15 protein-coding genes are annotated in these 14,820 nt (G+C 60.3%); 6 read left to right on the top strand and 9 right to left on the bottom strand.

Annotation, left to right across the window (positions count from 1 at the left end; genetic code table 11):
- Window positions 1–28: 28 nt before the first annotated feature.
- The 5 genes from HX869_RS24655 to colR form a co-directional block, all read right to left on the bottom strand.
- Window positions 29–259 (bottom strand): hypothetical protein, encoded by a 231-nt coding sequence (locus HX869_RS24655; RefSeq protein ID WP_008433604.1) that lies wholly within the window; start codon window positions 257–259, stop codon window positions 29–31.
- A complete protein-coding gene (locus HX869_RS24650) occupies window positions 259–975 on the bottom strand; it encodes a lipopolysaccharide kinase InaA family protein (protein WP_023659223.1) in 717 nt (238 codons plus the stop codon). The genes HX869_RS24655 and HX869_RS24650 overlap by 1 nt, the downstream gene beginning before the upstream one ends.
- A gap of 4 nt (window positions 976–979) precedes the next feature.
- The gene (locus tag HX869_RS24645; RefSeq protein WP_008433602.1) at window positions 980–1,660 is read right to left on the bottom strand and encodes a class I SAM-dependent methyltransferase; all 681 of its coding nucleotides are present in this window, start codon (window positions 1,658–1,660) and stop codon (window positions 980–982) included.
- A 188-nt stretch (window positions 1,661–1,848) separates the two neighbouring features.
- Entirely contained in the window at window positions 1,849–3,129 is a 1,281-nt protein-coding gene (locus tag HX869_RS24640; RefSeq protein WP_102606183.1) for a HAMP domain-containing sensor histidine kinase, read from the bottom strand.
- Window positions 3,119–3,802, bottom strand: coding sequence for a two-component system response regulator ColR (gene colR, locus HX869_RS24635; RefSeq protein ID WP_003175870.1), 684 nt, complete (start codon window positions 3,800–3,802; stop codon window positions 3,119–3,121). The genes HX869_RS24640 and colR overlap by 11 nt, the downstream gene beginning before the upstream one ends.
- A gap of 201 nt (window positions 3,803–4,003) precedes the next feature.
- Here colR and HX869_RS24630 point away from each other — a divergent pair, with 201 nt between their 5' ends.
- The 5 genes from HX869_RS24630 to HX869_RS24610 all read left to right on the top strand — a co-directional run bounded on the left by HX869_RS24630 (window position 4,004) and on the right by HX869_RS24610 (window position 10,321).
- Window positions 4,004–5,953 carry an LTA synthase family protein gene (locus HX869_RS24630; protein WP_178903786.1) on the top strand — a complete coding sequence of 650 codons (1,950 nt, stop codon included), beginning with the start codon at window positions 4,004–4,006 and terminating at the stop codon, window positions 5,951–5,953.
- A gap of 54 nt (window positions 5,954–6,007) precedes the next feature.
- Complete coding sequence (locus tag HX869_RS24625; protein ID WP_134327250.1) at window positions 6,008–6,751, top strand: phosphatase PAP2 family protein; 744 nt, start codon at window positions 6,008–6,010, stop codon at window positions 6,749–6,751.
- A 73-nt stretch (window positions 6,752–6,824) separates the two neighbouring features.
- Window positions 6,825–7,523 (top strand): response regulator transcription factor, encoded by a 699-nt coding sequence (locus HX869_RS24620; protein ID WP_003208592.1) that lies wholly within the window; start codon window positions 6,825–6,827, stop codon window positions 7,521–7,523.
- On the top strand, window positions 7,513–8,808 hold the full coding sequence (locus HX869_RS24615) for a HAMP domain-containing sensor histidine kinase (protein ID WP_178903785.1): 1,296 nt from the start codon (window positions 7,513–7,515) through the stop codon (window positions 8,806–8,808). The genes HX869_RS24620 and HX869_RS24615 overlap by 11 nt, the downstream gene beginning before the upstream one ends.
- Before the next feature lie 85 nt (window positions 8,809–8,893).
- Window positions 8,894–10,321 (top strand): glycosyl hydrolase family 8, encoded by a 1,428-nt coding sequence (locus tag HX869_RS24610; RefSeq protein ID WP_177049764.1) that lies wholly within the window; start codon window positions 8,894–8,896, stop codon window positions 10,319–10,321.
- Window positions 10,322–10,452: 131 nt separating this feature from the next.
- Here HX869_RS24610 and groL read toward each other — a convergent pair whose 3' ends face one another.
- From groL to HX869_RS24590, 4 genes are all read right to left on the bottom strand, one after another.
- Window positions 10,453–12,096, bottom strand: a complete 1,644-nt coding sequence (gene groL, locus HX869_RS24605; protein WP_003208597.1) for a chaperonin GroEL — start codon at window positions 12,094–12,096, stop codon at window positions 10,453–10,455.
- A 50-nt stretch (window positions 12,097–12,146) separates the two neighbouring features.
- Window positions 12,147–12,443 carry a co-chaperone GroES gene (groES, locus tag HX869_RS24600; protein WP_017846112.1) on the bottom strand — a complete coding sequence of 99 codons (297 nt, stop codon included), beginning with the start codon at window positions 12,441–12,443 and terminating at the stop codon, window positions 12,147–12,149.
- Window positions 12,444–12,692: 249 nt separating this feature from the next.
- Window positions 12,693–13,169, bottom strand: coding sequence for an FxsA family protein (locus tag HX869_RS24595; RefSeq protein ID WP_003208601.1), 477 nt, complete (start codon window positions 13,167–13,169; stop codon window positions 12,693–12,695).
- Window positions 13,170–13,235: 66 nt separating this feature from the next.
- A complete protein-coding gene (locus HX869_RS24590) occupies window positions 13,236–13,967 on the bottom strand; it encodes a HugZ family protein (protein WP_003208603.1) in 732 nt (243 codons plus the stop codon).
- Between the two features lie 75 nt (window positions 13,968–14,042).
- Here HX869_RS24590 and HX869_RS24585 point away from each other — a divergent pair, with 75 nt between their 5' ends.
- Window positions 14,043–14,801, top strand: coding sequence for an SDR family oxidoreductase (locus tag HX869_RS24585; protein WP_102369815.1), 759 nt, complete (start codon window positions 14,043–14,045; stop codon window positions 14,799–14,801).
- Window positions 14,802–14,820: the final 19 nt, after the last annotated feature.

Below are 14,820 nucleotides of genomic sequence, written 5' to 3'. Positions count from 1 at the left end.
GAGGCCTTTTATTTGGGCTTCAATCTCTTCAACTCTGTGGCCTCATCCCTTGGGACATCCCAAACATGAACAACAACAACTCATGATCAGGCTTGGCCGCGACACCGACCTTGGCGATCCGCGGCATCGGGCATTGCTGCCCGACACCCTGCACCGCACTGAGAACTTGTGTCCGGGGCTGCTCCCAGGCAGCCAGGGCCAAGGCAGCTATGCCCAAAGCCCCCAACAGAAACAAACCTCGTGCAATTTCTAGCTTCATTACGTTAAACCCTTGATAGCGCTGCCAAACGCCGTCTCGTAAAAGTAGCTCAGTTTTTGCCAGTCCGTAGCATTCCACGACGAATGGCGGCGCAACTGCAACATGTCATGCCGGGCCGCCCGCAAAGCGGTCAAGCGCTGCCGGCACTTCTCGAAATCCAGCAACGCCACCTCAACCTTCGCCGCGTCACCCTCACCCGTCACCCGCACAAAGATATGCTTGATATACAGGCAACCATGCTGCCAACGCCCCTTGTGCATCCGCGCCAACGTACCAGCCAGTTCCTTGAGCAAACGCTCATGCACCAACTCGCCATACTGCTCACGACCACCGGCGGCGTACCAGTTTTCGATCTCGTCGAAACCGTCCAGCGACGCCGTGACCAACAACGCCTTCCATTGGTGCTCAGGATCGCGACGGGCCTCACAGAACACCAACTCCGGCACGCGTACATCCAGCAAGCGCAGGCCCTTCAGGGCGTCACGCTCACGCAACACAGTCGGGCGCCCAAACGGATGGAGCCAACTACGGTAGATATGACCGGTCTGGCGCTTGCTGTAGAGCAAACGCCCATTGGTGCCCGTCACCCGTTGCACACCACTTTCACCGCCGCGACGACGATTGGGCTCTTCGACCCACTCGCCCTGCTGGCGCCAGAAATAATCAAATCGCTCCTCGGGAGCTACTTCACTACCTGGTAAACACTCGACAGCCATCCTGTTACCTCTTGCGCAATACATACACTCGCCACATGGCGTAGAGCGGTATGAAGTCCAGAGATTCCTGAACACGGAAACCGGCCTGCTCAAACTCTGCCTCAACAGTAGCAGCCGGTAACACAAACCGATTTTGGTAACCTTCCTGCTCACCCTTGTTGCGACGCCGCACTTCGGCACGCTTGCGTTTCCACGCCTTGAAGTTGCCGTCCACCCACAGCGAGATAATCACGCTGTCACGGGTAACACGCTGAAATTCGCGCAGTATTGCCAGCCTGTGCTCGGGGTCACCTATGTGGTGCATCAAGCGCATGCAGAAAATACTGTCGACCGCATTATCTGGCAAATCGATATCAAAGGCAGACGTTTGCAAGGGGCGTACCCGTTTCACCACATCCGCCGGCTGGGCGACGGTGGCAATCTTCAACATCGACGCGGAGTTGTCGGCGCCGATGATCACGCGGTTGGGCTTTTCTGCCAGCAACGGCCAGAAACGCCCGGCACCACATGGCAAATCCAGCACCAGGCCAGGCTCACCGGCCATGGCCAGCGCACCACGGGCCAATTGCTCGTCGCGTTTGTGGGACAACCGGCGAGCCAGATTGTCCTGGTGTTTGAGTAAATAATTCTGCGCGTGCTGATCGTCGTACTTTTCGGAAAATTCGAGCTTGATCGGGGTAGGCATCACCGGGTCTCCAGTTACTGATGCCTACAACCTTAAAAAGAATCCTGTGATCAACAGGTCAACACGTTGTGAAAAACTTGTCCTGTCGAATCGTATACATTACAAAACTTTGCAGACACAAGTCGTGGCATGATGCCATCTTCGGCGAAAATCAGGAAGTCTGCCGCAGCTTAGCGGCAGGGCAGGCATCAGGCTTTGACCTGACTCAATTCGACGTGAAAGCGGCAGCCGTTGGGCTCCATGGTGCTGAGGCTGACGCTCCAACCCTGGTTCTCGCAGATGCGCTGAACCAAGGACAAACCCAGGCCAAGGCCTTCACCGCGCTTTTCACTGCCACGCACAAACGGTTCGAACATCGCTTCGCGCTTGTCCTCGGGAATGCCCACGCCAGTGTCTTCCACCACAAAACCGCTCGGTTCCAGGGTAAGGCGGATCAAGCCATGCTCGGTGTAGTGCAGGGCATTACGCAACAGGTTGCCCATGACCGCGTGCAGGAAGGTCGCGTTGTAGCGGGTATCCAGTGGATTGCCCGGTTGATAGATCAGCTCAAGGCCTTTGCGCTCGATCGGCTCACGCCAGATCCCCAGCAAGTCCTCGGCCACCTGGGCCAGGCTGGCCTGGGGCGACATGCCGGCCTCCTCGCGCTGGGCACGGGCCAGCATCAGGAAGGTCTGCACCAGTTCGCGCATTTCTTCACAGGCCCGCGCAATGCGCTCGACCTGCTTGCGGCCGCGCTGGTCAATCGCGGGGTTCTCCAGCAACAGCTCGCAGGAACTGGCGAGCACCATCAGCGGGGTGCGCAATTCGTGGCTCACGTCACTGGTAAACAGTTGCTCCCGGGACAATGCCTGGCGCAAACGGCCCAGGGTGGCGTCGAAGGCCACGGCCAATTCGCCGACTTCATCCGCGGCGTAATCCGGCGCCAGCGGTGGTGCCAGTCCGAGTAACTGGTCGCGGTGCCGCACCTGGCGGGCCAGACGCACCACCGGCGCCATTACCTTGCGCGCCAGCACCCAGCCGAGGAATACCGCCAACGCCAGGCTGAGTACAAACCCCACCAGCACCACGGCAAACAGCACGCGCTCGCGCTCTTCGAAATCGCTCTGGTCTTGCAGCAGGACATAACGGCGGCCGTCGACCACCTCGACCATGGCATGGTAGGACAGCGCCTCCCGAAACACCTCGTGAAAACCAGGCTCCAGATGACGCAAGTCCTTGGGCAGTTCGAAATCGCCGGGGCCGCCGCTGAAGTAGAACAACTGGTCGGGCTCCGGGCGATGGCTCCAGTCCTCGACGCTGTCCATCAGCAACAGCCGTTGCAAGTCACCGCCCAGGCCTGCCGATATGAGTTTTTCTTCCACCAGGTGCACCGTAGCGACGATGCCCATGGCGAAGGCCCCCGCCACCAGCGCGCTCATCAAGGCGAAGGCGATGATGATCCGCTGGGCAAGGCTTTGCTTAAACTCCATCACGACCCTCGGCCAGGCGATAACCCACACCGTGCACCGTTTGCAGCAACGGCTTGGCGAAGGGTTTATCGATCACCTGACGCAGTTGATGGACGTGGCTGCGCAAGCTGTCGCTGTCCGGGCAGTCATCGCCCCACAGGGCTTCTTCGAGAATCTCGCGGCGCAGCACATGGGGGCTTTTTTGCATCAGCACCGCCAGCAGCTTCAGGCCGACCGGGTTGAGCTTGAGCAGGCGCCCTTCGCGGGTGACTTCCAGGGTGTCGAGGTCGTAACTCAGGTCACCGACTTGCAGCGCACGGCGACCGCCGCCCTGGGCACGACGCAGCACCGCTTCGATGCGCGCGGCCAACTCCGACAGCGCAAATGGCTTGAGCAGATAGTCATCAGCGCCGGACTTGAAGCCCTGCAGCCGGTCATCCAGTTGGTCGCGGGCGGTGAGCATGATCACCGGCGTGTCGCGGCGCGCGTCTTCCCGCAGGCGTTTGCACAAGGTGTAGCCGTCAATGCCGGGCAGCATGATGTCGAGCACGATCAGGTCGTAATGTTCGGTGGCAGCCAGGTGCAGGCCCGACAAACCGTCCTGCGCACAGTCTACGGTGTAGCCCTTCAGCCCCAGGTAATCCGCCAGGTTGGCCAGAATATCGCGGTTGTCTTCAACCAATAAAATTCGCATGGGCAGTGTCTCCGTACGCGGTAACGGCCGTGTTGGCTCGCGCAGCTTAAGGCCAAGTATGGCTCACGGCTAGGCCTGAAGGCCGCACCGATTACTGTTTTCAACCGATTGGGGAACTTAACGAGTTTTTCACTATAGGTTCACAAGCTGACTACAGTGTCAGCGCGAAGATCGCGCCCATCGTAAATAAGGAACATTGACATGGGTTTTCCAAAAACGGCGCCAATGCGCTATTTGCTGTTGGTGACCGGTGCCTGGCTGGTGGTTTTTCTACTGACCCGCAGCGTGCTGCTGGTAACCCATCTGGATGAGGTGAGCGGTAACCTGCTGCCGGTATTCGGCGTGGGCCTGCTCTATGACCTCGGCTTCCTCGCCTATGCCGCCCTGCCCCTGGGCCTGTATTTGCTGCTGTGCCCGCCAGGCTTGTGGCGCCGTCGCGGCCATCGCTGGTTCCTGCAGGCGGTACTCACCGTCAGCCTGTTCGCCATGCTTTTCACCAGCGTGGCCGAATGGCTGTTCTGGGACGAGTTCGGCGTGCGCTTCAACTTCATTGCCGTGGATTACCTGGTCTACTCCAAGGAAGTGCTGAACAACCTGCTGGAGTCGTATCCGATCGGCAAGCTGCTGAGTCTGCTGGCCGTGATGGCGATCGTCTTGAGCGTGGTCTTGCGTAAACCGTTCAACGCGGCCATGGACGCGCCGTTGCCTGCGATGCGCAAGCGTCTGCTCAGTGCCCTTGGCCTGCTGCTGCTGGCCGGCCTGAGCCTGCAACTGATCAACCAGGACAGCCCGCGCAGCCAGGGCGGTAACGCCTACAACAACGAATTGGCCAGCAACGGCCCCTATCAGTTCTTCGCCGCTTTCCGTAACAACGAACTGGACTACACCCAGTTCTACAAGAGCCTGCCGGCGGATGTAGTCGCCAAGCAGTTGCGCGCAGAACTCAGCGAGCCCAACGCACGGTTTATCGGCACGGATCCGCTGGATATCCGTCGCGCCATTACCAACCCGGGCACGCTGCGCAAACCCAACATCGTGCTGGTGACCATCGAAAGCTTCAGTGCCAAGTACATGGGCAGCAACGGCGACCCGAATAACCTCACGCCCAACCTCGATGCGCTGCGCAAACAGAGCCTGTACTTCAATAACTTCTACGCCACCGGCACCCGCACCGACCGCGGCCTGGAAGCCATCACCCTGGCCATCCCGCCGACGCCCGGGCGTTCCATCGTCAAGCGTATCGGCCGGGAAAGCGGTTTCGGCAGCCTCGGCCAGCAGCTCAACGCCATCGGCTACGACAGCGTGTTTGTCTACGGCGGCCGGGGCTACTTCGACAACATGAACGCGTTTTTCAGCGGCAACGGTTACCGCGTGGTCGACCAGAGCAGCGTGCCCGAATCCGAAATCAGCTTTAAAAACGCCTGGGGCATGGCCGACGAAGACCTCTATAAACAGACGCTGAAACTGGCGGACGCCGACTACGCCAAGCAGCAACCATTCCTGCTGCAACTGATGACCACCTCCAACCACCGTCCGTATACCTACCCGGCTGGCCGCATTGATATCAAATCCGGTGACGGTCGCGACGGCGCGGTGAAGTACACCGACCATGCCATCGGCCAGTTCCTGGAGGCGGCGCGCCAGAAACCCTGGTTCGACAACACGATCTTTATTTTCGTCGCCGACCACACGGCGGGCAGCGCCGGCAAGGAAGACCTGCCGATGGTCAACTACCAGATCCCGCTGTTCATCTACGCACCCAAACTGGTAGACGCCGGCGAGAACGCGAAGCTGGCCAGCCAGATCGACCTCGCCCCGACCCTGCTGGGCTTGCTGAACCTGAGCTACGAGTCGACGTTTTTTGGCCGCAACCTGCTGCAGGACAACCCCCTGCCGCCACGGGTAGTAGTCGGCAATTACCAGTACCTGGGGTTGTTCGACGGCAAGGACCTGGCGATTCTCAGCCCGCGCCAAGGCTTGCGTCGGCATGACCAGGCCCTGGGCGACAGCCACGAAATCCGCGTTGGCAGCGATGACCCGTTGATCCAACGGGCCATCACCTACTACCAGGGCGCCAGTTATGACTACAAGCAACAGTTGCTGAGCTGGAGGGTGCCCAAGGACGAGGCTTCCCAAGTGAGTACACGCTAACCAAAATGCCCCGGCCAGGTCTGACCGGGGCTTTTTTTAGAGTCTGAGTTCGCCATGCACGCAATCGCTGTTCGTCCGTTATCCCAACCCCTCAACTTCTGGCTGTGCCTCGGTGTGCCTGCCGTTCTGGCGGTGGCCATGTTGCTGCTGGAGCTGACGTCGCTGGACATGGACATCGCCAGGCTGTTTTACGACGCGTCCGAAGGCGGCTTCGTGGGCCGGCACAGTTTTTTTCTGGAGGACATTCTTCACGATCGCGCCAAGCAGATGGTGATCGTGTTTTCGGTGCTGGCAATCGCCGGGTTTGCCGGGGCCTTTGTCTTTGAGCGACTCAAACCCTATCGCCGAGAACTGGGCTGCCTGGTGCTGTCGCTGGCACTGGCCACCTCGTTCGTTTCACCGTTGAAGACGGTGACCGGGGTGCAATGCCCGTGGAGCGTCAAGGAGTTTGGCGGCCAGGAGACGTACAGCGAACTGCTGAGCCCCAGGCCGCCGACCGACAAGCCTGGCCGTTGCTGGCCGGGCGGACATGCGGCGACCGGGTTTGCGCTGTTTGCGTTGTTTTTTGCCCTGAGGGATCGCCGACCGCGGATGGCGCGCTCGGCGTTCCTGTTTGCGCTGGGCCTGGGCACGGTGCTTTCGGTGAGCCGCACGATGCAAGGGGCGCACTTTCTTTCCCACAACGTGTGGACGGCAATTTTCAGCTGGCTGATTTGTTTGGGCGCCTATTACTTCCTGCTGTACCGGCCGGTGAAAACACCGCAGCCCGCCTTCCGCAAGCAGCCCGTGATGCCGTGATGAACAGCCCTTGCCTAGCCGGGGGCAAGGGCGCAACACTCTGCGCACTTTTTGGCAACGATCCTGCTGAGCCATGTCCGATACCCTGTTGCTGATCGAAGACGACCTGCCCCTGGCGGCACTGACGGCCGAGTTCCTGCGCGCCGAAGGCTTTAGCGTTGCAGTGGAACACCGTGGCGACCGCGCCGCCCAGCGTATCCAGGATGAACAGCCGGCACTGTTGATCCTCGATGTGATGCTGCCGGGCATCGACGGTTTTACCCTGTGCCGACAGATTCGCGACCACTACCCCGGGCTGATCCTGATGATGACGGCCCTGGACGAGAACGCCGAACAATTGGTGGGGTTTGCCGCCGGGGCCGACGACTACGTGGTCAAGCCGATCGACCCGCAACTGTTGCTGGCAAGGATCCGCTCGCTGCTGCGCCGCCATCCCCAGGCCCCCCGCAGTTACTACCAGTGGGGCGCTTTTCGGCTGGACCTGAACAACCACTTCGCCTGGCTTGGCGAGGCGCCCTTGCAGTTTTCGGTGGCCGAATTCGAGTTGCTCGCCATCTTTGCCCGCCATTGCGGCGTATTGCTGACCCGGGAAAAACTGCTCCAGCGCCTGCGCGGCCTGGAGTACGACGGGCTGAACCGGTCGATTGATATGCGGGTGTCGCGCTTGCGCAAAAAACTGATGAGCCTTGAGTGCCCCGTGACCATCCAGACCATCACGGCGCAGGGATACCTGTTCGTCGAAATCCCGACGGGGAGCCAGCATGCTGTCTAAAGTTCGCCCGTGGATGGCCATCGCGGCCGGCACCAGCTGGGCCGCCCTCACTTTTTACCTGTTGTGGTTGTGCTCGAACGCCTCGGTGTTTATCGGGGACTACAGTTTTCTGCGGCTGATGGCCGGGCCGGGTTATCTCGTTGCCGAGCAACTCAAGGCCTTGCCCGCCGAACAACGGGAAGCGCGCATCGAGTCACTGCAAGCACGCTTTCAGTACCCGGTGAGCCTGGTGAAAAAGGATGATATCGAGCTGCCGCCTGAAGCTATTGTGATGCTCGACCACCATCAGCCGGCGCAGAACAGTGATGAGGACGTCACCTACTTCCCGCTGGACGATGACACGGTGATTCAATTCGGCCCCTTGTGGGGAACCGCCGAAGTGAAGGACTTGCTGCAATATCCGGTGTACTGGGTGACCGCCTGTGTCGCCGGCCTGCCGGTACTGCTGTTTCTCTGGATTGCCCTGCGTTCCCGGCGCAAATACACCCATGACCTCGATGCCCTTAATGCCTGCATTGCTACCCTCGCCCGCTCGCCCAACACGCTGCTGCCCGCGATGAGCCAGGAGTGGGCGCCGCTGCTGCTGACCTTGCAACGGCACGCGCTGGATATCAGCTCGATGGGCGAACGCCACCGGGAGGTTTCCCAGGCGGTGTCCCACGAACTGCGCACACCCTTGGCGCGGATGCGTTTTGCCCTGGCACTACTGAGTAAAAGCGCCGACCCCGACACCCGCACCCGCCTGCAAGAGCGCCTGCACACCGATATCGAAGAACTGGAGTCGCTGGTTCGCGCCAGCCTCGCCTTTGCCCGGCTGGCCGATGCACCCAGCGACCTGCAGCATGAGCCAATCAATCTCTATGCCTGGCTGCAGCAGGAGTTTGCCCTGCTGGACGGGCACCATCGCTTGCTGACCCTGGACACCGACCCGGCCGACCTGGAACTGATCGGCGACCGCGCCCTGCTGCATCTGATCGTGCGCAACCTGTTAAGCAACGCCATTAACTACGCCCGCGAACGGGTGAACGTCAGCGCTGCGTGCCAGGGCCAGCACCTGGTGCTGCATGTGGATGATGACGGCCCGGGCGTACTGCCAGAAAACCGCGAAAAGATCTTCGAACCCTTCGTGCGCCTGGCCATGGGCGGCGACGAGCCCAGCGGATTTGGCCTCGGCCTGGCACTGGCCAAGCGCGCCACCCACTGGCACGGTGGTGAGCTGTCGATCACCCGCAGCCCGTTGGGCGGCGCACGCCTGACCCTGACCCTCGCACTGCGCCCGGCCTAGGCTGTTACAGCCTGTGACAGTGGAACATCCGCGCTGCCGCTAACCTCGCGACCTTGCCCTTTGGATCAGGTTGGAGAGTCAGCTCATGCGTCACCCTAGACGGCATCTGCCCACGCTGCTGTTATCACTGTGCATGGCCGCCGGTTCATGGTCAGGCGGCGTTGCGGCCCAGAATGTCCAAGCGCCCTACTACCCCGGCACCATCCTGCCCAATCGCCAGCCCCAGGCGATCATGGATCAACAACTGGTCACGTTCTACAAGGACTGGAAGGCGGTTTACCTGTCGGGGGAATGCGGCAGCGGCCGGTATTTCATCAAGGTCAACGCCGACCACAAACCCGTGGGTGGTGGCGCCGCGCCCAACACCATCACCGTGTCCGAGGCCCATGGCTACGGCATGCTGCTCACTGTGATGATGGCCGACTACGATGACCAGGCCCAACGGACTTTCGACGGCATGGTGCGCTACTTCCAGGATCACCCGGCAGCGTCCGATCCCGGCCTGATGGCCTGGAACCAGACCGAGGGATGCGGCGACTCCACCGACCCTTTCCGTGGCGACGTCAGTGCCACCGATGGCGACCTGGACATCGCCTACGCCCTGCTGCTGGCCGATCAGAAATGGGGCAGCGAGGGCTCCATTGACTATCGCAGCGAGGCCAACACGGTGATGGCGGCGATCATGAAACACGAGGTGCACCCCAGGACTCAGCACCTGATGCTCGGCGACTGGGCCGGTACCGACGGTGACGCAGAGCTTGAGTACACCACCCGCAGCTCGGACTTCATGCAGTCGCACCTCTACAGCTTTTTCACCATGACCGGGGACAAGCGCTGGCAGGCGGTGCGCGACAAGACCTATTCGATCATCAGTGACTTTACCCAACGGTACAGCGCCAACAGCGGGCTGGTGCCGGACTTCATCAGCCACCTGGACACCTCGATCACCCCGGCGCGGCCCGATCTGGTGGAAGGCCCATACGACGGCAGCTATTCGTGGAACGCGGCCCGCTACCCGTGGCGCATCGGCCTGGATTACCTGATGTACGGTGACCCGCGTGCGCTGTACACCTTGACCACCTTCAACCGCTGGGCACGCGCCACCACCCACGATGAGCCGGGCAACTTCAACAGTGGCTACCGAATCGACGGCAGTGCGATCGAGGAAGCGCACAATGAGCCGGCCTTTGTGGCGGCACTCGGGGTCAGCGCAATGATCAACCCCGACAATCAGCTGTGGCTCAATAACCTTTGGGACAACCTGCAACGCCGGTCCATCCGTGACCATGACTATTACGGCAATACCCTCAAACTGCTGGGCATGGTGGTCATGTCCGGCCATTGGGAGCGGCCCCAACCGGCGCCCCTCAAAAAAACCGCACACGTGCCTGTCCATCCGTCATCCGGCTCTGCGGCACCGGGACCCGTGGCATCTTTGCCGCCCGCCTCGCACCTGATGCTGGCTCGCGGCTTCATGTTCAAGAAACTGCTGGGGCGTCGCGGCGTCAGCTGAGGCGTGCGCGTAAAGAGAGACGCGGAGCGTCCCTGGCGGCATTCCCACGCAGAGCGTGGGAACGATCAGCATAAAAAAACCCCGCCTGCATCGCTGCAGGCGGGGTTTTTCAGTATCGGGGTAAGGCTGGCTTACATCATGCCGCCCATGCCGCCCATACCGCCCATGTCTGGCATACCGCCGCCAGCTGGAGCATCTTCTTTGATCTCGGCGATCATTGCTTCAGTGGTGATCATCAAGCTGGCAATCGACGAAGCCGCTTGCAGAGCCGAACGAGTCACTTTAGCCGGGTCCAGGATGCCCATTTCGATCATGTCGCCGTATTCGCCGGTAGCAGCGTTGTAACCGAAGTTACCCGAACCCTGCTTGACCTTGTCGACCACTACGCTTGGCTCGTCGCCGGAGTTGGCAACGATCTGGCGCAGAGGTGCTTCAACAGCACGACGCAGCAGAGCGATACCGACGTCTTGGTCAGCGTTGTCGCCTTTCAGCTCGGAGATAGCCTGCAGAGCGCGAACCAGCGCCACGCCACCGCCAGGTACCACGCCTTCTTCAACGGCTGCACGGGTAGCGTGCAGGGCGTCTTCAACGCGGGCTTTCTTCTCTTTCATTTCAACTTCGGAACCCGCGCCAACCTTGATCACTGCAACGCCGCCGGACAGCTTGGCCAGACGCTCTTGCAGTTTTTCACGGTCGTAGTCGGAAGTGGTATCAGCCACTTGAGCGCGGATCTGGGTAACACGTGCCTGGATGTCAGCTTCAACACCAGCACCGTCGATCACGGTGGTGTTTTCCTTGGTCACGGTGACGCGCTTGGCATTACCCAGGTGTTCCAGGGTAGCGCTTTCCAGGCTCAGGCCGATCTCTTCGGAGATAACGGTACCGCCAGTCAGGACAGCGATGTCCTGCAGCATTGCCTTGCGACGATCGCCGAAACCAGGTGCCTTGACAGCAACCACTTTCACGATACCGCGCATGTTGTTCACAACCAGAGTCGCCAGGGCTTCGCCTTCAACGTCTTCGGAAACGATCAGCAGTGGGCGGCCGGCCTTGGCAACAGCCTCCAGAACTGGCAGCAGTTCACGGATGTTGGAGATCTTCTTGTCAACCAGCAGGATCAGCGGGCCGTCGAGCTCGGCGGTCATGGTGTCTGGCTTGTTGACGAAGTACGGGGACAGGTAGCCACGATCGAACTGCATGCCTTCAACAACCGACAGTTCGTTTTCCAGGCCCGAGCCTTCTTCAACGGTGATCACGCCTTCTTTACCGACTTTTTCCATGGCTTCGGCAATGATGTCGCCGATGGAGCTGTCGGAGTTGGCCGAGATGGTGCCGACCTGAGCGATTGCCTTGGTGTCAGCGCATGGCTTGGACAGGGACTTCAGCTCTTTGACAATGGCGATGGTCGCCTTGTCGATGCCGCGTTTCAGGTCCATCGGGTTCATGCCGGCAGCGACGGCTTTCAGGCCTTCGTTGACGATCGACTGAGCCAGAACGGTAGCGGTGGTGGTGCCGTCGCCTGCGTCATCGTTGGCACGGGAGGCAACGTCTTTGACCAACTGCGCGCCCATGTTTTCGAAGCGATCTTTCAGCTCGATTTCTTTGGCGACGGAAACGCCGTCCTTGGTGATGGTCGGAGCGCCGAAGCTCTTCTCGATGATCACGTTACGGCCTTTAGGGCCCAGGGTCGCTTTTACTGCGTCAGCCAGGACGTTCACACCGGCGAGCATTTTCTTACGGGCGGAATCGCCGAATTTAACTTCTTTAGCAGCCATGATCGATATTCCTTAAATACTTTGTAGTAACGGGAAGATGAACGGGGAAATCAGCCTTCCAGAACAGCGAGAATCTCGTTCTCAGCCATTACCAGCAGGTCTTCGCCGTCGACTTTCACAGTGTTGCTGCCGGAGTAAGGGCCGAACACAACCTTGTCACCCACTTTCACAGCCAGCGCACGTACTTCTCCGTTTTCCAGGGTCTTGCCTGGGCCAGCAGCGACAATCACACCGTGGTTGGCTTTTTCAGCAGCCGAACCTGGCAGCACGATACCGCCAGCGGTTTTCTTTTCTTCTTCACTGCGACGGATGACGACGCGGTCATGCAGAGGACGAAGCTTGCTCATTGTCGATCTCTCCTAATTGTGTTTTTCATCGGCCGGTGTCAATTCCGGCTAGTTAAATTCCGGCGGTGCCGGTCGCGGTTCGCGGCGCGAAACGCGGAAGTCTGTCTGGTGTCGCCACCAGAAACCTTGCGGTGACCGTTACATAAGGGCGCATAAGCTTATTACAAGGGTACCGAGATGAAAATTTTTGTGTCGGGGGGCGTCTTCAAAAGCCGCACGGCACCCGCGGGTGCCGTGCCAGTGAGGGGATTACTTGGGGTCGCGGTGTTCGAACTCACCTTCGATCACGTCACCTTCGCGCCCCAGGGGCTGGCGCGGGGCCGGGCCACCACGGGGTTGCAGGTCATCGGCAAAGGCGCGCTGGCGAATGGCAGCCTCTTCGGCACGCTGGCGCATCTTGCCCGCCAGCACTTTGCGAGTGAATGGCAGCAACATCACCAGGCCAACCACATCGCTGATAAAGCCCGGCAGGATCAGCAGGCCACCGGCCAATGCCATCATCAGGCCTTCGAGCATGGTCTGGGCCGGCAGCTCGCCGCGATTCAGGCTTTCACGGGCACGCAGCGCCGTGGCCAGGCCGGCGACGCGCAGCACCAGTACGCCGAGCATCGAGCCGAGAATGATCAGCAGCAGCGCCGGGAAAAACCCGATTGCCCCGCTGACTTGTACGAATACGAACAGCTCAAGCACCGGAAACAACAAAAAGAGCAACAAAAAAGGGCGCATCAAATGGTTCCTCAACGCAAGAATGCCTTGCTACTCCACCTTAGATGACGTCGCCGTTTCGTGAATTCAAGCTTCAGCGGCTGCTTTTTTCGGCCAGACCTCGGCGTGAGCCAGGAAAACCAAGGCTTCGCGTACTTGTGTCGGCGTGTTGCAAGGCTCGGCAAAGGGCAGCCAGTAGAGGGCCTGGCCAATGCGCAAGTGCATGCCTTCGCTGTCGATACCGGCCAGTTGCGCAGGCTCGGAGGTCGGCAGGCCGGCCAGTTCGACATAGTGGGCAATCGCCTTGGTGTGGTCGCTGTTCATGTGCTCGACCATGCTCAGCTCGGCCTTGCCGGCAAACGGATTGGCCAGGGTCAGTTGGTCGACCCAGTGGATCGCGCCGAACCCGCCGATATAACGATGGCGCACCGGCTTGAGCACCCAGAAGTCAAAATCATGGGCCTTGTGGTAGTTCGCCGAGTCCGGGAAATAGCGGTAATAACGCTCGGCGGCGGCTTCAATCGCAGCGCCGTCTTCGAGCTTTTCGGCCTCGGCGAGGTAGGTCAGGCGCCCTACCGCTTGCACGTCGTCCGCCTCACGCTCACCGACCAGCAACGAGCACTTGGGGTCTTTCTGCAGGTTGTGGGTGTGCTGGGCGATACGGCTGATCAGGATCAGCGGCCGACCCTCGGCGTCCAGGCAATACGGCACCACCGAGCCAAACGGGAAACCGGGCATGGCCTTGGACAAGGTGGCGAGTGCCCCACGGTATTCCTTGAGCAGTAGTTCTCGGGCATTCTTGGCAACGTGCGCGCTCAACTTATGACTCCTTCGATAAATTTCGTCAAAAAACAAACTTGGATAGCCGCTTAATTCTGCCCACAGGACTTGCGAATGCATCTCAACGACAAAGTAATCATTATCACCGGCGGTTGCCAGGGTTTGGGCCGCTCCATGGCCGAGTATTTTGCCGCCAAAGGTGCCAACCTGGCGCTGGTGGACCTCAATCAGGAAAAACTCGACCAGGCGGTGGCCGCCTGCCAGGCCCATGGAGTGAAGGCCCGCGCCTATCTGTGCAACGTGGCGAATGAAGAGCAGGTGACCCACACCGTGGCACGGATCGCCGAAGACTTCGGTGCCATCAACGGCTTGATCAACAACGCCGGAATCTTGCGCGACGGCTTGCTGCTCAAGGTCAAGGACGGCGAGATGACCAAGATGAGCCTGGCCCAGTGGCAGGCGGTGATCGATGTCAACCTTACCGGGGTGTTCCTGTGCACCCGTGAGGTGGCGGCAAAAATGGTGGAGCTGAAGAACCAGGGCACCATTATCAATATCTCGTCGATCTCGCGGGCCGGCAATGTCGGGCAGACCAACTACTCCGCCGCCAAGGCCGGTGTAGCGGCCGCCACTGTGACCTGGGCCAAGGAGTTGGCGCGCTACGGCATCCGCGTGGCGGGCATCGCACCGGGGTTTATCGAGACCGAGATGACGCTGGGCATGAAGCCCGAGGCCTTGGAGAAGATGACCGCCGGCATTCCCCTCAAGCGCATGGGGCGGCCTGAGGAGATTGCCCATTCAGCGGCGTATATCTTCGAGAACGACTACTACACCGGGCGGATTCTGGAAATGGACGGCGGGTTACGCCTTTAATTACCAGGCGGCTCGTTAC

It is taken from the genome of Pseudomonas sp. P7779, from assembly GCF_013386315.1.
Lineage (GTDB): Bacteria > Pseudomonadota > Gammaproteobacteria > Pseudomonadales > Pseudomonadaceae > Aquipseudomonas.
The sequence above is the reverse complement of the archived record's forward strand: the minus strand, read 5'-3'. Positions and strand labels throughout refer to the sequence as shown.